This is a genomic window from Pseudonocardia sulfidoxydans NBRC 16205, assembly GCF_007989085.1.
In the GTDB taxonomy this organism is placed as follows: domain Bacteria; phylum Actinomycetota; class Actinomycetes; order Mycobacteriales; family Pseudonocardiaceae; genus Pseudonocardia; species Pseudonocardia sulfidoxydans.
This window is the reverse complement of sequence record NZ_BJVJ01000040.1, coordinates 1-22,135: the sequence shown is the minus strand read 5'-3', so window position 1 is coordinate 22,135 and position 22,135 is coordinate 1. Positions and strand designations below refer to the sequence as shown.

The following is a 22,135-nucleotide window of genomic DNA, read 5'->3' as shown; positions in this document are numbered from 1 at the left end:
CCCGTCCGGTACGCGACGCCGCCGGAGTGGGCCACGTACTACCCGAGAGGACCCACCGCATGCTCTTCCACGTCACCATGGACGTCGACATCCCCCGCGACCTCGACACCGGGGCCAGGGCCGAGCTGGTCGCGCGCGAGAAGGCGTACTGCCAGGACCTCCAGCGGCAGGGCCGGTGGGTCCACATCTGGCGGGTCGTCGGCAAGTACTCCAACGTCAGCGTCTTCGACGTGGGCTCCACCGACGAGCTGCACGACGTCCTCTGGAACCTGCCGTTGTTCCCCTTCATGACGGTCACGGTGACGGCGCTGTGCCCGCACCCGTCCGCGCTGTGACACGCTGCGGCACCGACCACCACCTCGGGTGCGGCGCGAACAACTCCCCGTCGAGTCGACGTACCGGTCCCCGCGACCACCCGCGGACCTCCCTCCACCGTCCGACGGTCGCGGCGGCCCGCCGCGCGAGCACGCACGTCGACGCGGCGGGCCCCTGCCACCCGGTCAGAACACCCGCACCTCGCGCACGTCGAGGTCGCGGAACACCGGCTCGCCGTCGCACATCGCGCGCAGCTGCTCGGCGATCCGGCCGGTCGCCGGATGCTTCGAGTTGGCCGCAGCCTGCTCGGCATCCGGGAACGCCACGACCTGGACGAAGCGTCTCGGCTCGGACCGGTCCACCCCCACGACGCCCCAGACAGCCGTCCGGTCGGACCCGATCTCGTCCAACCACTGCTGTTCGAGATCGCGGAACCCCTCCATCCGGTCGGTGCTGAACTCGATGAGCTGGACGAACGCCCCCGGCTCCAGATCCAGGGCGGCCGCCTCGCTCAGCGCCGTGCGCAGCCCTTCGCGCAACTCGTCGTCGTCGACGTGACCGTGCACGTCCACGGCGTGGGCGGCCGCCGCCCGCAGCACCTCATCGGGCTCGCCGCTGATGGTCAGCGAGCAGTTCGACTCGCTCGGAACCGATCGGCAATCGAGAGTCACCCTGGCCACGTACCCCACCTCCGTACTCGGGCCCACCCGGCGCGGCCGCGCCGGGACACCGACCCAAGCCCTCCACGAGGGTGATGTCGATAGCCGGATCCGGTCTCCCCGAACGGTCGAGGCACCACGCCTCGACCCCGGGCGCGGCCCATCAGCCCACGGTCGGCCGTCGGTCGTGGCCGGACGGGTTGCGCGCGACGCCGGCAGGCGGTGCACGGCCGCGGGCCCGTCGCCGGCGTGAGCGCAACCAGGCGCGGTCGACGTCGGCGTCGACAGCCACCCGGCGGCCTTCACCCCGGCGGTCCCGCCAGAAGGCGTCCGACCAGGTCCCGACGACTGCGCACCCCGACCTTGTCGAACACCGACTTCAGGTGGTCCTGCACGGTGTACGCAGAGATGTGGAGCGCGGCCGCGATGGACCGGGTCGACTCGCCGCGCAGGACGAGCCGCGCGACGTCGAGCTCGCGCGACGTCAGATCGTGGGCGGCCAACAGCAGCCCGAGAGTGGAGCGCGGCTCGGCACGCTCGACGACAACAGCGATCGGTGCCGCGGCCGCGGCTGTGCGGGACGCGTGCAGATACAGCCAGCCGCCGTCGCCGGCCCGGACCCGCACACCGGCCGATCGCCCCGGTACGTCGACGGCTGCCGCGACGGCGTACACACTCACCGGCAGCGGCAGCCGCGAGGACCGGTCGGGCAGCAAGGCGAGCAACTCCTCGGCCTCGGCGGTGCACGCAACGAGCTCGTGACGTTCGTCGAGCAGCACGACACCCGGCCGGCCCACCACTTCAGGGGCAGGTGCGTGCAGCACGACGGCCTGGCGCAGGGCGTGCGCGAGATGCGGGACGACGCGCTGGACGACCTCGATCTCGCCCGGGCCGAAACCCAGACCACCGTCGGCCCGGTGCAGGCACAGATAACCCCAGCACTGCCCGGCCGAGACAAGCGCGGCACGCAACTCGTCACCCAGCCCGATCGGGCGCAGAATCTCGCGATAGCGCGGGCTGGCCATCCGATCACCGCCAGTCGCCTCGTCCAGCGAGCACACGTGACCGGCCGAGCCGACCAGCCCCGCGAACGTGTTGACGCCCCCGCCGCCGAACTCGTTGGCCAAGAACTGCGCGGTCACCGCGGCCAACGGCTCCTCGACGTGCACCCCGGTGAACAGCAACGTCTCCGGATCGGCCGCGGTGACGAACGCCGCGTCGACCGTCACCACCCGGCGCAGCGCCGCGAGCACGCTCCGCTGGAGCTCCCCGACGTCGGGCCCGACACGACAGGCGCGCAGCACCACACGTTCCGCATCGGACACCGTCGTCATGAGACGACAGTGTCGCCGCCGGCGGCCACGTCGGGAACCCCACCTTGTTGGGATGGTGGTCCGGACCAGCAGCAGACCAGGCTGAGGCCATGACCAACGACCAACTGACCCGCAACAAGAACCTCGTCGCCGACTTCATCCAGGACCTGTTCGGCAAGGGTGACCTGACCGCCGTCGACCGCTACCTCGCCGCGGACTTCGTCAACCACGACCCGCCGTTCCCGGGCTCCCCCGACGGCGCGGCCGGCATGCGCGGAGCCGCCGAGAGGTTCCGGACCGCCCTCCCCGACTGGCGCACCGAGGTCGAACACCTCGTCGCCGAGGACGACCTGGTCGTCGAGCACTTCCACGCCCGGGGAACCCACGTCGGCGAACTCTTCGGACAGCCCGGCACCGGCCGGACCCTCACCCTGCGCGGCGTCCAGATCTTCCGCATCGCAGGCGACCGGATCGTCGAGCGCTGGGGCCGGCTCGACGAGGCGGGCCTGCACACCCAACTCACCACACCCTGGGCCGGCGGCGACTGATCTCAGGGTTCTGCGGATTGCGCGAATTTTCGCGGGCCCGCCCACTGCCGGTCCGAGAGGAGCATCGCGAGGCGGCTTTCGTGGAGCGACAGCGGCGTTCCAGCGGTACAGGTCGACGGCCCGGTCCAGGTCGCCGCGGCAGGCGGCGACGTAGGGCGCGAGCCAGCTCCTTGCTCGACGGCAGCCACTCCGTCCAGGTTCCGTTCTCGACCTTGCCTCGACGCGGCGCCTCAGCGACCAGCTCGGGCACTCCAAGGTGAGCATGACCCAGGACCGCTACCTCGGCCGCCGGCTCACCGATCGGCAGACCGCCGACGCGCTGGAAAATCTGCTCGTCGAGAACGGTGCGGAGACGAAAACCGTCCCAAAAGTGTCCCGTGATCTTGAAGACGAGACCGGGCCGAGTCGCTGACCTGCGAATGTGGTGGGCCCCCGGGGGATCGAACCCCGAACCCGCGGATTAAAAGATGGCGGCGTCGCACCTTGCTGCGAGCATTTCGCAGGTCAGAGTGACCTCAGCCGTGTCCATGCTGCCTTGTCTGCACCCAGCCGATCGAAACTCGCAGTCATTCTCGCAGTCATTGAGTCCAATGTGGACGTTTAGGCCGTTCGTTGACATTCGCGCCGCAGCGTCCAGCTGCGGCGGTCAGCCCAGGCTCGAACCGGGCCGTCAGATCGGGGTCGGAGCGCGACGATCATGGCTGTATTGACTACCTGACGCTACCTCGACGGCGTCGGGCATAGCCCCCCGTCGGAGCAAGCGCGCCATCGTCCAGCATTACGAACCCCACCTCGCGTTGCGGGCGATTCACATGGGCGAGCCGAACCGGTGCTCGGGCGCCAGACCCAGCCGATACGTTTGCGCGGTGTCTCATCAAGGTCGCGGGCTCACCGCGCTCGGTCGCCTCGCCGTCGTGCCCGCCCGTGAGGTGTGGCCGCACGAGGCGTTCGACTTCACTCCATGGCTCCTGCAGAACGTCGATGTCCTCAGCGACCTGCTGGGCATGGACCTCGTACTGGAGGTCGCCGAGCACCCGGTCGGAGATTTCAGCCTTGATCTGAAGGGCTACGACGAGCTCACCGGCGAGACGGTCATCGTCGAGAACCAGTTGGCGCAGTCCGACCACAACCACCTCGGCCAGATCATCACTTACGCGGCCGGCACGAACCCGACCACCATCGTGTGGATCACCACCGGCTTCCGCCTCGAACACCGGGCCGCGATCGACTGGCTCAACCAGCGCACCGACGACAACACCCGCGTGTTTGGCGTGGTCATCCGAGTCGTCCGGATCGGGACATCCGAACCCGCCCCGAACTTCGAGCTGGTGGCGCAGCCGAACGATTGGGAGAAACAAGTCAAGAAGGCCACGTCCACCGCCAGCGGCCCGACGTCGGCACGCGAGGCGCAGTACCGAGAGTTCTGGGAGTTGGTCCTTGATCGCGTTCGCGCCGAGCATCCCGACTGGACCCGGGCCCGCACGAGCGGTACGTCATGGGTCAACACCGCCACCGGGACCAGCGGTGCAGTCATCTCCATGGCCTGGACGCGCGCCGGGCTCGTCATCCAGATCTACTTCGAGTCTGCAGACGCCGACCTGAACTCGACGCGATTCGACGTGCTGTACGCCCAACGCGAGATCTTCGAGGCCGCCCTCGGCGAGACGCCAGTCTGGGACGAGATGGACGGCCGGAAGGCAGCCCGGATCGTCATCCCCTCCGAGTTCACCGACCTCACCGATAAGAACACATGGCCGCAAATGATCGAGTGGCTGATCCAGAAGCAGAACGCCCTACGCAGCGCCCTAGCGGTGGTCGGCGGCGTCAGCTGACCGCCGCCCTGCCCGCGCCGAGGCCGAAGCGGTACGACAGAGCATTGCGCGCCGCTGGCTGGTGTCGTGCCCGCCCGGAACCCGAAGTCGAGTTCACGCTGCACCCACGACCCGCTGCGAGTCCATCCGGCAGATGATCGGGGACACCGCCGGTGCCGAGGCCACCGTCCGGCGGCTTTGTCCATGTCCTGACCTGCGCCCGCATCGGCGACGCTCCCCGCAGCGAGACCGGCCGAACGTGGCGGCCAGCTGGTGGCGACCCCGCACGGGCGGCGGCGCACCGTCACCCCGGCCGATGCCTGCGCGGACACCCCTCCGCCGGGCCCGCCAAGCTGGCTCGGTACCTGGATACCGCGCGGCGCGACCGGCCACTCCGGGCACCGCTCGTGGAAATGCCGCATCCACTGCGCCCCGCGGCGCCGAGTGCGGCGCCGAAGGCCGCCACCCCCGCCCAACCCGGGATGCCGATTCGTCGGCATCGGCTGACCCACGCCCCAGCCCACCAGGTCGACTGCCGGCGAATCGCCCCCACCGGCCAAGTGTCCAGGCTGTCATGGACCCCTTTTCGTCGCCTTCCGCTCGTCCCGCTCGTACGACCACGTGTTGGCCGTGTTCACACGCGCAACGATCGGACCCGGATCGGCCTGAATAGCCTCCAGACTCGGGCGTGATCGCGGACACTATCGGAGTGAATGCGCAGCAGGCCCGGCTGGTGAGGTCCCACCGCGCCGCGAGCTCGCTCGCCGAGCTACTCGCGGCTGTGGACGCCAACTGGCTCGCCCTCCTCGACAGCGACGCCCTCGCCACCCAGGTCCGCACCCGGCACACCGTGTACGCGGCGGTCGACCGAGTCTGGGAGAACCTCAAAGCCGAAGGAGCCGACCCCGCCCACGACCCGGCATGGGCATGGTTGGCCATCTTGCGCGACCTCACCAACGACCTACAGATCACCTCGACAACCCGAGCCGCCCGCGCCGAGACCCCTGCGCACCATCCCGCAGCTCAGCCACCCGAGCCACGCGCCACCCCAGACCCATCGCTTCAACCAGTCACTCCAGTGACCGGCCTCACCGGTAGAGTCCGCGTGTGTCGTGGTGGCAGTCGCTGCTCTGGGCGCTCGCAGGCGGCGGCCTCACCGAGATCTACGACTTCTACAAGTCGATCCACTCTCGCAAGGCCTGGCCCTGGAATAAGGCACGGACCAAGAAGCGTGACCCCAACCAGGGCACCCCTGCGTTGTACGTGACCGCCACCCTCGCCCGGTTGGGCCTAGCGGCTGGCGTCGGCGCCGTCTTCGGTGCATCCGGACAGGTGAGCACCCATACGTCGCAGCTGGACTCGGACTTGGCGCGATGGCCATCGTAGAGCGAGCTGCTCGAACTGGTGCCCTGTCTCCCCCGCCGGTGGATAATGGAGCGGGCGACGCGACCGAGGACGGGCCAGCGAAGGGTGAGGCAGAGCCATCGCCGGGCCCGACCGAGAGCGAGACCAACGAGGGGCGGTGAATAGAGATGGCCACGAGCTGGTGGCACCGTCTTCTTGCCATCGTTGGACGCGCTGACTCCGCATTCGCGTGTACGGAGGCGGGCGCCCAGCCATCGAAGGTCAGCGCGCTTGCAGGTGTAATGGCGCGCACCGACCCAGTCTTCAGATCTGAGACTTTTCCTGATGCCTCACGAACAAGGCCTCAGCAATTCTCAGACATCATTGGACGCACTGACCCCGCTTTTTGGTCTGACGATATCCACGGCCAGTGGAATGAGACGCCGCCAGCCCAACTTGACCTAACGCCAAAGGATCCCGACGTCGAGACCTACTCACGGGCCGGGTCGCAAGAACCTAAGCATGCCCTTCCGAAGCGAACAACACGCCGCCAACCAACTAGTCTTCTTGAGGAATTTGCTCGGTCCATTATCCACGATCTCCTATCCATCTCCGGCGCTAAGGAAATTGGGACAAACTATGTGCCTGACACGGAAGCCCGGACCGTTTTAGTTGTCATCCTCCTGGACGGACCTGCAGGCGTGTCCGCGATGTTCGGCGCGCTGAAGTACCTCATAGGCGACCCTCCTTCAGGTCAGTTGCTTCTTCGGCACTTGAATGTTGGTCGCCTCCGATTCGATCTCACACTTTCCGAAGACGCCATCCGGCGCTCCCAGAAAGACCCACACTGGATCCGAAAGTCATTCATACGCGAAGACCCACTCCTGGCGCACGAATGGTGGCGCCTAATAGGCGAGAACACCCAACTCGAGAGTCCAGGGACCCCTAGGCAGCTCAGCGATCGTCAGCGCGGCGGCAGCCTCGTTCCGGCAGGCAGCGGCGACATATCGCGACGACCTACTGAGACTGATGTTGACTTCGCCAGAACAGCAACTCTGTCGTTGGACCAGGTGGCAGCAGCCTTAGCCATTTCACGCAGTGGAGTGCTCCAGCTAGTCAGAGATGGCTGGCTGCTTGGCGTTCGACGAGACGGATTACTCCAAGTTCCAGCAGCCTTCATCCAAGGCAATGGAGTCGTACTGGGCCTCGCTGGAGTTGTCGTACTGCTTCGAGACGGAGGCTACAGCGACGACGAAATCTTGCGATGGCTATTCACCAACAACGATTCGATACCAGGAACTCCGATTGACGCTCTCCGGGCGGGCCGACTCAAAGAGATCAGACGACGCGTCCAAGACATGGTGAGCTAACTCGCGACGTCACACGATCATCTACCGGCAAACCCCTGCTCGGCGATGAGGCCGCCCGCAGTTTGGTGCGCTGACCACCTACGCGGCCGCTGGCGATGATGCCACAGCAATGACGCCATCCCAGCACCGCCGTTCGGTCTCACCAACGACGTGACTTCTGACGCGGGCAGCCAACGCGAGCCGAGCCGACGAGCCGGGCCGGGCGTCGACGAGCACGTCCCGGACCGCTCCGCTCGCGGCCCGGCATCTCGGCTGCGGGGCGCCAGCGTCGGGATCCGTTGACGGCATCGTGTCAACGCCGGTTCGCTAGGGCCGGTTCAGGAGCCGATGACGACGATCCGGCTTCCCGGCGGGGCGGGCGAGTCGAGGCGGGTGACCGGCTCGCCGTCGAGATGAAGTCGTTGGGCCGCGATGTAGCAGGCGACCCGTTCCTCGCTCAGGCCGGCGGGCGAGCATCCAGCGTGATCGGGTGGTTACCGCCGGGACCGGCGGCGCCGGATCGGGGTGGTCGCTCACGACTCGTCCAACGAGCGGAGCGCGCGTGACCCCAGGGACCTCGCCGGGGCTTGAACGGAACCGACCAAACCAGCATCCGCCGACACCCCCCGACGATCGCCGAGCAGACGCCGGGCGGTAGCTGATCGAAATGCCGGCCAACGTGTCGCGGGATGCTTGCAACGCGAAACGCCGCCTCCATCTTCGCGTGCCCGGCGGAGCCCTTCTGGATCGCGGTCGTGCGGAGGAACCCGGATCGGGGAGCTGCTCGACATTTGCCGCGCAGCACGGGAGTGCCGCGGCGGGCGCGTGGCTGACCGGTCACTCGGTTCGATTGCGTCCGGCGCGGGCCACGCCGCGGCAAGGTCAGGCCCGTTGCTCGGACTTGTGGAAAGGTTATGCCGCGTGACCCACGTGCACGCTAAGGCGGGAGCTGCGCTCGGCACAGTCGTGGCCGGGGGGATAGCCGGCGTCAGGTCGTACAACTCGACGCAGCACCGTTGGGCTGCGCACCACTTCGCTCGGCTCGCTGCCGACTTCGAGGCCGACCATATCGGCGAGGCGCGCCCGTACTGGCAGCAGTGGGCATACGTCGACGCGGCGATCGCCGCAGCCCACGGCTTCCTCGAGGCCTACATCAATGAGATCTACGCCGACGCTGCCGATCCCGAGATTGCAGACGGAGCGCATAACGGGCTGTCCGAGCGGACCGTGGCGTCCATGACGGGCTACTGGAAGGCGCACCACGAAACCGCGTCGGTCTTGACCAAGTACCGGATGGCCCGAATCTTCGCCACGGGGGCCGCTGGCGACGACGGCCGCCGGCCGAATGAGGACGTAAAGCTGCTGATCGAGCTTAGGAACTGGCTCGTCCACTTCAAGCCGAAGACTCTGGTCGGCGGCGCCCCCGCGCCGAAGAAGTCCCTGGAGACGCTGCGAACGCGGTACTCCGACAACCGGATCTTCGAGGGTGTTCCAGCATCGTGGTTCCCCCACGTCGCACTGTCGGCAGGCTGCGCGCGGTGGGCAATCGAATCGGCCGAGCAGTACGTCGGGGAGTTCATCGAAGACGTCGGCGGGACTCGGACCCACCATCGTCTCGATCCGGATCCGCCCGAGACGCCTTAGGTCTTTGGGTGGGGGCACCCGCGCACCTCAGGGACTTCTGCTAGCGCGTTCGCAATTCCGAGCTTGGCCGTCAACATGACGGCTCGCAGGCCGTCGCACCGCGTCGACAACAGGTCCCGGAGGACCTCGTCGTCCTCGAGTTGCGAGCGTTCAGGTCGCGCGCACCCGCATGGGGTTGGCGTCGTCGAGGTGCGCACCCCGCTCTCCGGCGCGGCGTTCACGGAAAACCGCTTCGACCCGACGGGCGGCCTCGACCGGGTCCTCGTGCTCCCACACCCGCAGCACCACCCAACCCGCCTCGCGGAGCCGTTCGTCGGTGTCACGGTCACGCCGACGGTTCGTCGCGACCTTCTCCGCCCAGAACCCCGAGTTCGTCACCGCAACGGTGTGGTGTTCGGGGCAGCCGTGCCAGAAGCAGCCGTCGAGGAAGACCGCCACCCGGGCCCGGGTGAACACCAGATCCGCGGTGCGGCGCAGCCGCGGCAGCGGGCGAGCCCCGACGCGGTAGCGCAGCCCCAACGCGTGCACCGCCGACCGCAGCGCCAACTCCGGACGGGTATCCCGCCCCTTGTTCGAGCGCATGCTCGCCCGCACACCCGGCGAGGACGCCCACGACCGCTCCGCGTCCACGAACGGCGAGTCTAGGGCCGGCCGGCGCAACGGGCGCGCTGCCTGGCGTGCCGCCGCGGAATCGTCAGAGCTCGCGCATAACATCACCTACGTGGCCCAGAACCCGACCCTCGTCGACTTGTTCGCCGGGTGCGGCGGGATGACGACGGGGTTCACCCGCCACGGCTTCGAACCCGTCCTCGCCGTCGAGCACGACCTGCACGCCGCCGCCACCTACGCCGCGAACTACGGCGAGGACCACACCTACTGGGGCGACATCGCCGAGGTCTCCGACGACGCGATCCCCGAAGCCGACGTCGTCATCGGCGGCCCACCCTGCCAGGGCTTCTCCAACCTCGGCAGCAAGGACGTCGACGACCCCCGCAACCAGCTGTGGAAGCAGTACCTGCGCTTCGTCCAGGTCGCCCGCCCGCAGGTCTTCGTGATCGAGAACGTCGATCGGTTCCACAAAAGCGCCGAGTTCCAGCTCCTGCGCGACGAAGCCGACCACGGCATGATCAAGGATTACGAGCTCACCCACGGGCTGCTGCTCGCGGCCGACTACGGCGTCCCCCAGCGTCGAACCCGGACCATCGTGATCGGGTCGCGCATCGGGAAGATCCCGCACCCCGAGGCCACGCACTCCAAGCTTCCGACCCTCGACAAGAAGAAGCCGTGGCGCACCGTCCGCGATGCGATCAGCGCGCTGCCCGAGCGCCCCGACACCACCGAGCTCCCCGACACCAAGACCGAGTACTTCGGCCGAGTCGTGCCTGGCGAGTTTAAGTGGTTGGACCTGCACTTCGGGCGCAATCCCCGTGAGACCTCGCTGCTGCGCTACGACTGCATCCCACCCGGTGGTGGCCGGTTCGACCTGCCCGACGAGCTGTTGCCGCGGTGCTGGCGGGAGAAGAAGACCGGCACCACCGACGTCATGGGCCGCATGCGATGGGACCATCCCTCCTTGACCATCCGCACTGAGTTCTTCAAGCCCGAGAAGGGCCAGTACCTCCACCCCCAATGGGAGACTGACAATCCTCGGCGGCGGGTGAACCGGGTCATCACCCACCTCGAGGCCGCCCTGCTGCAGGAGTTCCCCGACACCTTCGCCTGGTGCGGCTCCAAGATCCAGATAGCCAAGCAGATCGGCAACGCAGTCCCCGTCGGACTGGCAGCAGCCATCGCGGGACACATCCGCAAGCACCTGGGCTGAGCAACGCGGCGGTCCCGGGAGCCCGCGCCTCCAGATGCGGTGGGTTCTGATGAGCCCTCCGGCCTCACGACGACTCAGCGTGATTCGTTTCCTACCGCACAGTCCGAGCCTCATCGTCCGATATCCTTTATGCCCACGATGCTCAAGCTGGCCCCCGCACTCGCCCTGCGTAGCCGCTGGAACGGAGGCGCGAGATATGGCCGCGAGTGACGTCGTCGATCGCATCGTCCTCGCCCCGGACGCAGGTCTGGTGCGGAGCCTTGGCGCGAACCACACCCTCGAGTCCGCGATCGCCGACCTCGTCGACAACAGCGTCGACGCCGACGCGACGCGCGTGTCCATCCGCCTGCTGACCGACCTCGACCGGCTGGTGCAGGTCGAGGTTGTCGACGACGGCGGTGGGATGAACTCCGAGACGGTCAACGCCGCGATGACCATCGGCCACCAGCGCGAGTACGACGAGGCGGACCTCGGGCACTTCGGGATGGGCCTCAAGGCGGCGTCTTTCGGGCACTGCGACGTCCTCACCGTCTGGTCGAGGCAGCAGGCGGCAGAGCCGGTCGGTCGCCGGATCCGCCGAGCGGACTTCTCGAAGGACTTCACCTGCGAGGTGCTGGCGAAGACCGTCGCCGCACGCCAAGCGACCGCGAGACGCAAGGTCGTGGGCGGCGTCCAGGGAACCACCGTCGTGTGGTCAGAGATCAGGAACGCCTACCGCGGTCGGAATGCGGAGGAGGCGCGCGAGTGGTTGGCCCTTCGGGAGTCCGCGCTCCGGGCGCACCTCGGCGTGACGTTCCACCGGCTCCTCGCGGCGGGCCGCCTGCAGATCGACATAGTCGTCGACGACGTTGCCGCAGGCTCGACGAGTCCCGGGGTGCCCGTTCTCCCCATCGACCCGTTCAGCTACGCACGGTCCGGTCACCCCGACTACCCGAAGGCACTCTTCACGCAGAGCGCACACACGAAGATCAAGCTGACCTGCCACATCTGGCCAGCCAAGACCGACAAGACCGGGTTCCGGATCGGGGACAAGCCCGGCGGGCAGCTCCAGGGCTTCTACATCTACCGCAACGACCGGCTACTGCAGGTCGGCGGCTGGGCGGACACCGCCAACCCCGCACCGGCGCGCCAGCTCGCTCGAGTCGTCGTCGACGACGACTCGATCGGGAAGTTGCTCACGATGAACCCCGAGAAGAGTGGCCTGAAGTTCGAGCCGACGTTCCACGACGCGCTCGGCGCCGCGACCGCGGACGACGGCACGACGTTCGCTCAGTACCTCGAGGACGCCGAGTCCATCTTCACCACCGCCAACAAGCGGAAACGACGCCGGAAGCCGGCGATTCGCCCCGAGCGAGGATTCGCACCGGAACTGCGGCGCCGCATCGGCAGCGAACTCACGTTCATCAGCGGTGATCCGGTCAACGTGCTCTGGCGACGATTGCCGGTCGGGGAGTTCTTCGATGTGAACCTGCGTACGAAGACGCTGCTGTTGAACACCCGGTATCGCCACCTGTTCGCCCCAGGCGGGGGCAGCCTCAATGATGCCCCGTTCTTGAAGGCGCTCATGTACCTGCTCACCCACGAGCTGTTCGAAGGCCAGGCGCTCGGTTCCAGCAAGAAGGACGACCTGGCCCTGTGGAAGAGCGTGCTCGGAGCCGCGGTCCTGACCGAGACGATCAACCGAGGCGGATAGCCCATCGGGCCCGTGAGCGGCCCGCCGACCAGTAGCGAACGATCGCCAAGAGCAAGGAGCGATGAGTGACCGGATACGAGCGGCCGCTCTGGGGTGACGCGTTGCGGAACGCGTTCCTCGCACTGGCCCAGCAACGTCCGACACCGCTCCTGCCGCTGCTCGGCATGCTGTCGGGAACCGTCGTAGACGCGGCGGCATTGGGCGAGTTCATCGAGCGCGCCGCCGACGACGACCCCGCGCATACGCAGACTCGGCTCACGCTCGCCAAATGGGACGCGGACGGCAGCCCGGACTGGGCGAGCGCCCCGCAGTCCGAGGACCGCCGCTCGCAGGTCTACGAGGCCCTCGCGCTGTCACCTGAGCTGGCTGCGATGTTCGGTAAGCATTTCCCCGTCTTCGACTCGCCGGCCACGGTCATCTCGAGGGTCTTCCAGCCCTGGTACGCGACCGCGCGTTCGACTCGGTCGAACGTGTACTGGGTCGACTACGAGTCGTACCTGCGCGATGTGAAGCGGTGGTCGGCCTCGTCCATCGCCTCGCTCGACCAGACGACGACAGAGGTCGTCGAGCGTCTCAGCGACCCCACCCGTGCCGATGTCAAGCAGACCAAGGGCCTCGTCGTCGGCTACGTCCAGAGCGGCAAGACCGCGAACTTCACCGGCGTCGCCGCCAAGGCGGTCGACGCCGGCTTCCGACTCGTCGTCGTTCTGACCGGGACCATCGAGATCCTGCGTGCCCAGACCCAGCGCCGGATGGACATGGAGCTGATCGGCCGCGAAAACATCCTGCGCGGACAGGACCCCGACGACCCGAAGGTCGCCAAGGAACTCGACTACCAGCAGGACGACAAGTGGCTGGCGGACGAGTTCGTCCGCCACGGAGCAGCCCTTGACCAACCCGGCGTCGTCCACATCGACCGCGTCACCACACATCGAAGCGATTACAAGCGTCTGCCCCAGGGCCTGACCAAGCTGCGCTTCTTCAAGACCGACAAACGGGCAGCGCTGAACGACCCGGTCAACCTGTTCAACTCCGACGCCTACGTCGCGGTCATCAAGAAAAACCGTGCTCCCCTGGAGAAGCTGCTCGCGGACCTGAAGCCGCACAAGGGCGACCTCGCACAACTTCCGGTGTTGATCATCGACGACGAGTCGGATCTGGCGTCAGTCGACACGACCAACCCGGCACGGTGGAAGGGGGACTCGGCCAAGGATCGTGAGCGGAAGACGATCAACAGGCTCATCACCGAGCTGTTGCAGGTCTGTCCTCGTGCGCAGTACGTCGGCTACACCGCCACCCCGTTCGCGAACGTCCTCATCGACCCCGACGACGAGCGTGACCTGTTCCCGGGCGACTTCGTCCTGGCCCTTCACCGCCCTCCCGGCTACATGGGCGTCCGAGAGTTCCACGATCTCGACAAGTTCGCGGCCGGCGAACCCCGGGACGTCAGCACCTCCAACGAACTCGCACATGTGCGAGCCCTCGCCGGCGACCGCGACACCGACCCGGCCCGACGAGACGACGAGCTCCAGGAGGCCCTCGACGCTTGGGTACTCGCTGGCGCGGTCAAGAAGTTCCGGGAGGCCCGCGGCGCGAAACCGTTCCATCACCACACGATGTTGGTCCACGAGTCCGTCAGGCGGGCCGATCACGGAGACACCGCAGAGGATGTCCGGGCCATCTGGAACCGCTCGCGGTTCACCTCGACCGAGGGAGGAATGCGTCGCCTCGAGCGCCTCTTCGACGCGGACTTGCTCCCGGTCATGCGGGCCCGGGCCGGGCTTTCGGCGATCCCGAAGAGCTTCGCCGAGCTCGCCCCGTTCATCGGGACGGCGCTGGCGCAGATCACCGTCGACGGCGACCCGATCCTGATCGTCAACTCCGACGCCCAGGTCAAGGCCCAGCAGAAGAAGCTCGACTTCGAGACCGACCAGGTCTGGCGCATCCTCATCGGCGGCACCCAGCTCAGCCGAGGATTCACCGTCGAGGGACTCACGACCTCCTACTTCCGCCGCAAACCCGGCCAGGCCGACACGTTGATGCAGGCCGGACGCTGGTTCGGCTTCCGCCCCGGCTACCAGGACCTCGTCCGGCTCTACATTCGGCGTGACGAGGTCGTAGACCTCCACGACGCGTTCGAGGCGCTGCTACTCGACGAGGAGGCGTTCCGAGACGAGGTCCGGCAGTACCACGGCTTCGACGAGGCCGGGATGCCACTGCTCGAACCACGCCAACTCCCGCTGCTCGTGTCGCAGCACCTTCCGTGGCTTCGCCCCACCGCCCGCAACAAGATGTGGAACGCGAAGATCACCTCGAAGGCGACGGGTGGGCGGTTCCAGGACCGGTACGGCGTGCCCGACCGCGGCGCCTCGGCGAACGTCCGCAACCTGACCGACGTCGCCGTCCCGCTGCTCCAGCACGCCACCCGCCACCTCAAGCTCGGGTACACACTCGACGACGGCCGATCCGGCACCGAGCAGTTCAAAGTCGGCCTCGTGCCCGGTGCGGAGTTCCTCCGCCTCATCTCCAGCTACGCCTGGCATCCCGACTACCGAGACGTCGTCACACCGCTCAAGAACTTCCTGGCCACCGCGACCGCAGACGCACGCATCACCGAATGGGTCATCGCCTGGCACCAGCCAGCCAAGGCAGGCGACACCCTCGAGGTGCCCGGGCTGGGTGCCTCGCCCGTCGTGACTCGCCGGCGGCGCGCGGACCGGCTCGACTTCGTCGGCTCCGACCGCAAGCACGCGACCGCGCTGCTACCCATCGCGCACGGAAGGGACGTAGCCGAGCTCGACGGTGCACCAGGACGTGGCGTATTGCTCGTCTACCTCGCCGACGACCGCGCCGAGGACAACCTAGGTCACAAGGTCGGCCCGCTCACCGCGGAGAGCCTGGTCCCGCTGCTCTCGTTCGCCACCCCGTCCTCGGCCACCCCACGGAGACGCGACGTCATCCAGTGGACCGTCGAGAGCAAGGATCACGCAGACGAAGCCACGGTCAGCAAGGCATAGACCCCGGCATGTGCGGCTGTCGCATCCCGAGGACTTGTCCGCGGCGACGGCCGAGCTCGACATGGCGGGGCGGTCGCCGCGTGCCGCGACTGTCGCCGGCGGCTGATGCGTCGCGTTGGACGCGGCCGGGCAAATACCCACAACCTCCATGACCCAATCACTGCACTGACGAGGGAGATCGCATGGGCGCCGCCTGGAGCTTCCTCACGCTCGAGGAATCGGCTCGCCAGTACGTCGGCAACGAGGGCTACGCCGACCGGCTCGACAGTCATTACGTCTTCGACAGCACGGTCGCGAACCACGGGAGAGTCGCCAGAGGCGATCTGGCTGTGCTGCGCGACGGCAAGCTCGTGCTCGGCGTGGGGTGGATCGACGCGGTCGACGTCTCGGCGACGCAGAAGACCCGCCGCCGGTGCCCTGAGTGCGGACGGACGGGCTTCAAGCAGAGACGGAACCTCAGGCCGGTGTTCAAGTGCAGCCCCTGCGGCGCCGAGTTCGACGAGCCTGTGGCCGAGCTCATCGACGTCCAGCAGTTCCGCGCCAACTACGCACGAACCTTCACACCGGTCGACGGCGTCGTCACTGTCGCGGACATCGATCCGGCGTATCTCGGGCGCGCGGTGCAACACGCGATCCGTGAACTCGATATGGACCGCCTCCGCCCGCTCCTCGCCGAGACCACGATTCGGGGCAGCGCATTCTGGGCACCCGACGGCCGGGTTCGTCCGTGCATGCCCGGCGGCTTCGCAGAGCGGGTGGGCCGGTACCGAATCGGCCAGCAGAGCTTCCGCGAGCAGCTCCTGCGGAAGTTCGGAGCGGTGTGCGCTTTCACCGGGCCACAACACCCGGCAGCGCTCGACGCCGCACACCTCTACCGCTACTCGGAAACACCCGAGCATGACACAAGCGCCGGCCTACTACTGCGACGCGACCTGCACAGCCTGTTCGACCGGTGGCTGATCGCGGTGGACCCCGGCCAGTGGTGCATTCGAGTCTCGCCCGCCCTACTCGCCTTCACCGACGTCGCGGGGCTCGACGGTCTCCCGCTGCAGGTGCGTGCCGATCTTCGTCCGCACCCCAACCACCTGACAGCTCATTTCGCCCTGGCTCGAACGGGCTGGTGACCAGCCAGTTCGGACACTCCCACCTGACGCCGGGGCTGCGGTGGAGCCACGCGGACCTCACCCCGCGCGGCCGCCGAGTTCGATGGCTTCGATGGGCGCTGAACGTCGGGCTCTTCACCCAGGAATCACAGTCGGAACCCGACCTCGTTCGACGACCGCTGAGGAGGGTTTCGGGCTACTGCTTCCGACCCAGAGGCTCAGCTCTATCCGATCTGCTCAGAGTTCGGCCATTTCATCAGGGCCGAGTGGAACCTCGAAGTGTCTGCCGGGTCGGGCGATGTCGGCGATGTCGGGGGCCGGCGTCTCCGGCTCAGCGGGATCAGCCTTCGCCCACCATCTACCACTGTGCCAGAACTTCGGGCGCTGGTCCTCGACCTCGACCGGCGCCAGCCGAACTGAGATCCACTCGCCTTTGGTCGGAATTTCGAGTCCCAGCAGCGCCGCGACCTTGGGGTGGACGCCCTGGTGGCCGAGGACGATGATCCCCTGGCCTCGGAGCTGGAGACGGGCGTCGCGGGCCCGTTTGGGGGCGTCGTCCTGCTTCGCCACGGTCAGTACCGTCGCGCGGCGAATGATTACATTCCGCACCCGCGAGAAGAGTTCATTGGTGCGTTTCTGCCCTGATCGCCTATCGGCGAAGATATTCGCACGCACCCCGTCGTCGAGGTGGCGCAGCGTGTTCTCCGGTAGTGCATGGTCAGGGCGATCCCACAGCCAACAGATCTGATCCCTGGCTTCGACCGACAGCGTCCGCTTATTGTCTCGGTTGTAGCGACGGCGCAGCAACCCGGTGTTCTTGTCCTTCGTCCAGCCGAGACGGTCGTCGGTGATTTGGATGATTCCGGCGCCCCAGAGATTGTGGTCGTCACAAAGCCAGACGAGAAGAGCCGGATGGTCCGCTTTCCCGGAACGTTCATCATGCGCGGGACAGAGGTACATCTCCATCGGGATCTCCCAGCCACCCAACGACTTGGAGAACTTGCAGTCGAGATCGATCCCGCTGATATTCCAGTCGAGATCGACGCCGTCTGCGAGTTCGAACTCCTTGGTGAGATTGACCTCGACCACGGTCCCGAGATGAGTCTTCTCAGTCTTGGTCAGCTGCTGATAACACCAGCGACCGGTCCGCTGCCCGTCCATCAACTCGTCGAGTGAGTCTCGTAGCGCCCACTGGAAACGTTCCTTCGCATCCGGCTGCCGTTCGAACCACGCGGCCAGGAACCGCACCGCCTCGGACGCCTCGTCGCGGTCTCCGAGCGATGGAAGCTGCCGATGGCTGGACATGTGCTCGGTCGGAGCGGGGAAGTCGACGAATTTATTACGCATCCGTCGGAGCTGCGCGGGCGACCGGTGGAACGACTCGATCGACCTCGAACCTGACGTGGCGGAACCCTCGCTGGCGCCCCCGAACAGGTCTGGCCCAGCCTGCGAGGAGGATCTTCTCGGCATGACAGGTGAGCGTGCCGGCGACCGCCAAGCCCGCCACGATCGACCCCACGACCAACCCTCGGGCGCGGGTGTGTCGTTGGCGGACGGCCACGTAGGGCGTCAGCGTGCTCCGGTGACCGACCGTGGCCAGACCGAGAGATCGCGGGCCGGGAGAACTACCCCGCCGCGTCGCGTTGTGTGGGCCGTCGCTAGCCGCCGGCGGTGAGGTCATGGCTGCAGACCGGTCGTGTGGCGTCGTGCAGATCGAGGCGGTCGACCTCGCCCTGCTCGGTCAGTCCGGGAACCACGATGATCTGTGTGTCGGCCACGGTGAGCCGATACTCGTGACGGCCGCGCTCGGACGCGGCCACGACGAGAGCGCCGGACGCCGCATCGATCGCCTCCCCGCGGCTCGGCTCGATCCCGTCATCCAGCGCAACCGTGTTCTCGGCTCCCCGGTGCAGCACACCCAACGTCCACCTGGTGGCAGTGTTCATCCGGGCATGATGACGAACCCGGCGCGGTCGCATCGTCGACCGCGCCGGGTTGTCCACAACCGGCCCGCTACTCGTCGTCCTCGGTCGGGTTGTCCCCCAGCAGCCGGGCTGCCTGACGCCACGCCCGCAGCATCGCGGTATAGGCGGTCGCGTCGGTGATCTCCCATGTGACCGGGCCGGTCACGATCCGCAGCACCGCCGGCGTCGCACCCCCGGCCCATCTGCATCATCGACGACACCGGCACCGCACTCGAACGCATCACCGTCCGCCACACCGCCGCCGGCCTGCGCAAACTGGTCACACTGCTACATCAACACCACGTCGCAGGTGTCGCGATCGAACGCGGCGACGGCCCGGTCGTCGCCTCGCTACTCGAGGCCGGCCTCACCGTGTTCCTGATCGTCCCGCAACAGGTCACCGCCCTACGAAGCCGCTACAGCGCGGCTCGCAACAAGGACGACCGCTTCGACGCCTACCTCCTCGCCGACGTCCTGCGCACCGACCGCCGCCGCCTCACCCCGCTCACCGTCGACACCGACGCGACCGTCGGGCTGCGGATGCTGGTGCGCGCCCGCGCCGACCTGGTCAAGGCCCGCGTCGCCGCGCACAACCAGCTCCGCGCGCACCTGCAGCTCGCTCACCCCGGCGCGGTCGGGCTGTTCCACCAGCTCGACGGCAAGATCTCCCTGGCATTCCTGACCCGCTTCCCCACCCCACGCCACGCCCGCTGGCTCTCCGAGAAACGCCTCACCGCGTGGCTGAAGCAGCGCACTACACCCGCCCGACCACCCGCACCGCCGGACAGCTGTTCGACCACCTCACCCAGGCCCCGGCCGGGCATCCCGACGGCCCCACCACCGACGCGGCCCAGGCCATCACGCTGGAGCTCGTCGCGCTGCTCACCAACCTGCGTGAACGGATCACCGTGATCGAGTCCCACATCGAGCAGGCCCTGGCCGCGCACGCCGACGCCGCGGTGTTCACCAGCCTGCCCCGCTCCGGAACGGTGCGCGCCGCGACCATGCTCGCCGAGATCGGCGACGCCCGCGGCCGCTACCCCACCGACAACGCCCTCGCCGCCGCAGCCGGCATCTCCCCCTCCACCCGGGCGTCCGGGCGCGCGCACTACGTCGCGTTCCGCCGCGGCTGCAACCACCGGCTACGCCATGCCATCGTCGACTTCGCCGACGCCAGCCGCGCCGCGCACCCCTGGGCCCAGGACGTCTACGCCCGAGCACGGGGCCGCGGGCACAACCACGCCCACGCCGTCCGCATCCTCGCCCGCGCCTGGCTACGGATCATCTGGCGCTGCTGGACCGACCACACCCCATACGACCCCGCACACCACGCCGCCGTCGTCGCCACCAGAACAGCACGACTCAGTCCGCCCGATACCGGCGAACCCGTTGACGCGCACCCGAACCGGCACGAGACCAGCACCGGCGTCGCTTCCTGATCGCAGCCCGCTCCAGCCGCCCGCAGGCGGTGTCCAGGCTGGCCGAAGGCCACCCGAAGGGCACCGGCCTGGACACCGCCGAGGACGGTAGGACACTCCAGCGACGGGAACGACCCACCCCGAGGTTGACATGGGGTTGTCGAGGGCGGACGAAGTCCGTCGCGTAGCGACGCGCAGCGCCCTTGACGGTGAGTGCGGCCGTGCTGATATGGAGACCGCTCCTGTCAAGAGGCAGGGCGGAGCAGCGCCCGTCACCGTCGACTGACAACGGGCGCTGCTCCGCAGGGAGTCCAGAGTTCGCACTGGTCAGAGCGGTGAGCGTGTCACTTCGACGCGCATCATCAGTCTGATATTCGCGGGTTGGGCACCGCAGGACGGCTGGTTCGGCTGGAGCGATGTCACTGCTCTAAGCACGAGCGTCACCGTCACGGACCGGATCCGCAGCGGCTGCTCATAACGCGGTCGTGCATCCGCTCCCAGGCGCTGCCACCACCCCAAACCAGTGAACCCCGGACGCTCACAGGCGGACCGGACTACTCGAGCACGGCCAGCGACCAGCACCAGCCGGCCAACTCGCGGGCGATCGCGGTATTAGCGACGACCGCCCGCTTGCGACGGGCGTCGAACCCCGCCCAGCGGGCGTGCAGGCGCCGGTTGCCCTGCTCGGCCCGTCCCCGCGCCGCCGGCGACGCGAGCTCCCACCGCCGGGCCAGCGCCGCCGAGGTCCGATAAGGACGACGGTGATGCCACGCGGCCTCGATCAACAGCCGTCGGGCGTGACCGTTGCCGGTCTTGGTGATCGCGCCCCGCGACTTCGTTGCGCCGCTGGAGAACTCCGAGGGCACCAACCCGAGGAACGAGCCGATCGTGCGGCCCGACAGCCGGTGCCAGTCCCCGATCTCCACAGCCAGCGCGAACCCGGTCAACGTCGAGATCCCCCGCAGACAGCCCAGCCGGCGCACCACCGGCGTGAGGTCGCAGTCCGCGACCATCGCCTCGATGGCCTCGTCGAGACGATCCCGACGTCCCCGCGCGGAAACCACGGCGCCGTAGGCGGACTCGAACGCCATCTGCGAGTGCAGCATCGGCAACCGCTGCCGGCGCAGCCACTCCTCGTGACGGGCGGTCCAGGCAGTGCCGCCGGAGCAGACGATCCCGTGGCGCAGCAACAACTTCATCATCCGGTTCCGCGCAGCCATCAACTCCCGCCGCGCCGCCTCCCGGGAGCGGGTCAGGTCCCGGCACGCCTCCAACTCCCGGCTCGGCACCGCGACCTCGACGATCTCCGACAGGTGCAGCAGCCGGGCCAGATGCCTCGCGTCGCGCACATCGGTCTTGACCCGATCCCCCGTCGGGCGCTGCAGCTTCGACGGCGCCGCGACCAGACAGCGGATCCCGACCTCGGTGAGCGCCCGCGCGAGGCCGAACCCGGTCGGGCCGGCCTCATAGGTCACCGCCGCCGGCCCCGGTAGGGCCCGGACCCAGTCGATCACCGTCGCCGGGTCCGGGACCAGGCGCTGCTCGAACAGCTGCCCGGTCTGCCCGTCGAGCCCGCACGCCACCACCGACCGGGCATGCACGTCCAGGCCCACGCTCGTCCGCACGTCGATCACCACGGCCAACCTCCCCAGGTCCACACCGACGGCTACCAGCGCAGGCCTACTCCCCCCGGCCACCCCGCCCGCCCGCCTCGGTTCTGGCCCTTCCTCCGCACCAGGCCAAGAGGTCGTCGACGAGGAGCAGGTCAAGGTGGAGCGCCCGCAGCGCAGCGAGGACGAACGACCTTGACCCGCGACGAGCGACGACCACGATCACGCCGCGGAGGAAACCCACTGCTCATACCGTCTAAGCCAAGGGCCGACAGGCCCCGCCGCAGGCGGTCCACCATCTGTTCTCGGCCGCGGCCTTGAGCGCACCCCGTCCCTGCCACCTGCTTGCAGACGTGACGGCATCTCTGGTCTCGCCCCGCGTGGGTGTCCGGTCCTGTCAAGGTCCGCCCGATACGTCCTGCTCTGGGGCGTCGGAAGGGTGGAAGCGATGCGAGACAACGATCAGGTCGGGGGCGGGCGCCGGTGGGTGCTGCGCGTCGTGGCGATGGCTGCGGTCATCGGATG

General features: G+C 68.1%; 19 protein-coding genes and 1 pseudogene. 13 read left to right on the top strand and 7 right to left on the bottom strand.

The window, feature by feature from the left end; genetic code table 11:
- The first annotated feature begins 59 nt into the window (after positions 1 to 59).
- Positions 60 to 335 (top strand): muconolactone Delta-isomerase, encoded by a 276-nt coding sequence (gene catC, locus PSU4_RS18700; RefSeq protein WP_147110048.1) that lies wholly within the window; start codon positions 60 to 62, stop codon positions 333 to 335.
- A gap of 165 nt (positions 336 to 500) precedes the next feature.
- On the opposite strand, the gene PSU4_RS18695 is transcribed toward catC, so the two are convergent.
- The gene (locus PSU4_RS18695) at positions 501 to 995 is read right to left on the bottom strand and encodes a DUF1059 domain-containing protein (protein WP_147110046.1); all 495 of its coding nucleotides are present in this window, start codon (positions 993 to 995) and stop codon (positions 501 to 503) included.
- A gap of 281 nt (positions 996 to 1,276) precedes the next feature.
- Complete coding sequence (locus tag PSU4_RS18690; protein ID WP_147110044.1) at positions 1,277 to 2,308, bottom strand: helix-turn-helix transcriptional regulator; 1,032 nt, start codon at positions 2,306 to 2,308, stop codon at positions 1,277 to 1,279.
- 89 nt (positions 2,309 to 2,397) lie between these two features.
- Here PSU4_RS18690 and PSU4_RS18685 point away from each other — a divergent pair, with 89 nt between their 5' ends.
- The 6 genes from PSU4_RS18685 (at position 2,398) to PSU4_RS18665 (ending at position 8,983) form a co-directional block, all read left to right on the top strand.
- Entirely contained in the window at positions 2,398 to 2,835 is a 438-nt protein-coding gene (locus PSU4_RS18685) for an ester cyclase (protein WP_147110042.1), read from the top strand.
- A 262-nt stretch (positions 2,836 to 3,097) separates the two neighbouring features.
- The gene (locus PSU4_RS31425) at positions 3,098 to 3,247 is read left to right on the top strand and encodes a hypothetical protein (RefSeq protein WP_186817045.1); all 150 of its coding nucleotides are present in this window, start codon (positions 3,098 to 3,100) and stop codon (positions 3,245 to 3,247) included.
- Between the two features lie 454 nt (positions 3,248 to 3,701).
- Positions 3,702 to 4,667 (top strand): DUF4268 domain-containing protein, encoded by a 966-nt coding sequence (locus tag PSU4_RS18680; protein ID WP_222596320.1) that lies wholly within the window; start codon positions 3,702 to 3,704, stop codon positions 4,665 to 4,667.
- Positions 4,668 to 5,753: 1,086 nt separating this feature from the next.
- Positions 5,754 to 6,032: a hypothetical protein gene (locus PSU4_RS18675; RefSeq protein WP_147110038.1), complete on the top strand. Its 279-nt coding sequence runs from the start codon at positions 5,754 to 5,756 to the stop codon at positions 6,030 to 6,032.
- A 146-nt stretch (positions 6,033 to 6,178) separates the two neighbouring features.
- Positions 6,179 to 7,360 carry an Rv2175c family DNA-binding protein gene (locus PSU4_RS32910; protein WP_307724795.1) on the top strand — a complete coding sequence of 394 codons (1,182 nt, stop codon included), beginning with the start codon at positions 6,179 to 6,181 and terminating at the stop codon, positions 7,358 to 7,360.
- Positions 7,361 to 8,260: 900 nt separating this feature from the next.
- Positions 8,261 to 8,983: a hypothetical protein gene (locus PSU4_RS18665; RefSeq protein WP_147110036.1), complete on the top strand. Its 723-nt coding sequence runs from the start codon at positions 8,261 to 8,263 to the stop codon at positions 8,981 to 8,983.
- Between the two features lie 150 nt (positions 8,984 to 9,133).
- Here PSU4_RS18665 and PSU4_RS18660 read toward each other — a convergent pair whose 3' ends face one another.
- Entirely contained in the window at positions 9,134 to 9,613 is a 480-nt protein-coding gene (locus tag PSU4_RS18660; RefSeq protein ID WP_307724794.1) for a very short patch repair endonuclease, read from the bottom strand.
- Between the two features lie 91 nt (positions 9,614 to 9,704).
- Between PSU4_RS18660 and PSU4_RS18655 the strand changes: the two genes are divergently transcribed.
- The 4 genes from PSU4_RS18655 to PSU4_RS18640 all read left to right on the top strand — a co-directional run bounded on the left by PSU4_RS18655 (position 9,705) and on the right by PSU4_RS18640 (position 16,639).
- A complete protein-coding gene (locus PSU4_RS18655; RefSeq protein WP_246115204.1) occupies positions 9,705 to 10,805 on the top strand; it encodes a DNA cytosine methyltransferase in 1,101 nt (366 codons plus the stop codon).
- 49 nt (positions 10,806 to 10,854) lie between these two features.
- Positions 10,855 to 12,498 carry an ATP-binding protein gene (locus PSU4_RS18650; RefSeq protein WP_222596319.1) on the top strand — a complete coding sequence of 548 codons (1,644 nt, stop codon included), beginning with the start codon at positions 10,855 to 10,857 and terminating at the stop codon, positions 12,496 to 12,498.
- A gap of 65 nt (positions 12,499 to 12,563) precedes the next feature.
- Positions 12,564 to 15,515 carry a Z1 domain-containing protein gene (locus PSU4_RS18645; RefSeq protein ID WP_222596318.1) on the top strand — a complete coding sequence of 984 codons (2,952 nt, stop codon included), beginning with the start codon at positions 12,564 to 12,566 and terminating at the stop codon, positions 15,513 to 15,515.
- Between the two features lie 182 nt (positions 15,516 to 15,697).
- Complete coding sequence (locus tag PSU4_RS18640) at positions 15,698 to 16,639, top strand: HNH endonuclease (protein WP_147110031.1); 942 nt, start codon at positions 15,698 to 15,700, stop codon at positions 16,637 to 16,639.
- A 216-nt stretch (positions 16,640 to 16,855) separates the two neighbouring features.
- Here the strand turns inward: PSU4_RS18640 and PSU4_RS18635 are convergent, their stop codons facing one another.
- The 3 genes from PSU4_RS18635 to PSU4_RS32825 all read right to left on the bottom strand — a co-directional run bounded on the left by PSU4_RS18635 (position 16,856) and on the right by PSU4_RS32825 (position 18,760).
- A complete protein-coding gene (locus PSU4_RS18635) occupies positions 16,856 to 17,965 on the bottom strand; it encodes a NaeI family type II restriction endonuclease (protein ID WP_222596317.1) in 1,110 nt (369 codons plus the stop codon).
- 311 nt (positions 17,966 to 18,276) lie between these two features.
- A complete protein-coding gene (locus tag PSU4_RS18630) occupies positions 18,277 to 18,540 on the bottom strand; it encodes a hypothetical protein (protein WP_147110029.1) in 264 nt (87 codons plus the stop codon).
- 91 nt (positions 18,541 to 18,631) lie between these two features.
- The gene (locus PSU4_RS32825; RefSeq protein ID WP_281290704.1) at positions 18,632 to 18,760 is read right to left on the bottom strand and encodes a hypothetical protein; all 129 of its coding nucleotides are present in this window, start codon (positions 18,758 to 18,760) and stop codon (positions 18,632 to 18,634) included.
- Positions 18,761 to 18,783: 23 nt separating this feature from the next.
- Here PSU4_RS32825 and PSU4_RS32475 point away from each other — a divergent pair.
- A pseudogene (locus PSU4_RS32475) lies at positions 18,784 to 19,149 on the top strand (IS110 family transposase); the annotation flags it as partial.
- Between the two features lie 170 nt (positions 19,150 to 19,319).
- Positions 19,320 to 20,021, top strand: a complete 702-nt coding sequence (locus tag PSU4_RS31900; protein WP_222596316.1) for a transposase — start codon at positions 19,320 to 19,322, stop codon at positions 20,019 to 20,021.
- A 533-nt stretch (positions 20,022 to 20,554) separates the two neighbouring features.
- Here the strand turns inward: PSU4_RS31900 and PSU4_RS18620 are convergent.
- On the bottom strand, positions 20,555 to 21,637 hold the full coding sequence (locus tag PSU4_RS18620; RefSeq protein WP_246115203.1) for an IS110 family RNA-guided transposase: 1,083 nt from the start codon (positions 21,635 to 21,637) through the stop codon (positions 20,555 to 20,557).
- Positions 21,638 to 22,135 lie beyond the last annotated feature (498 nt).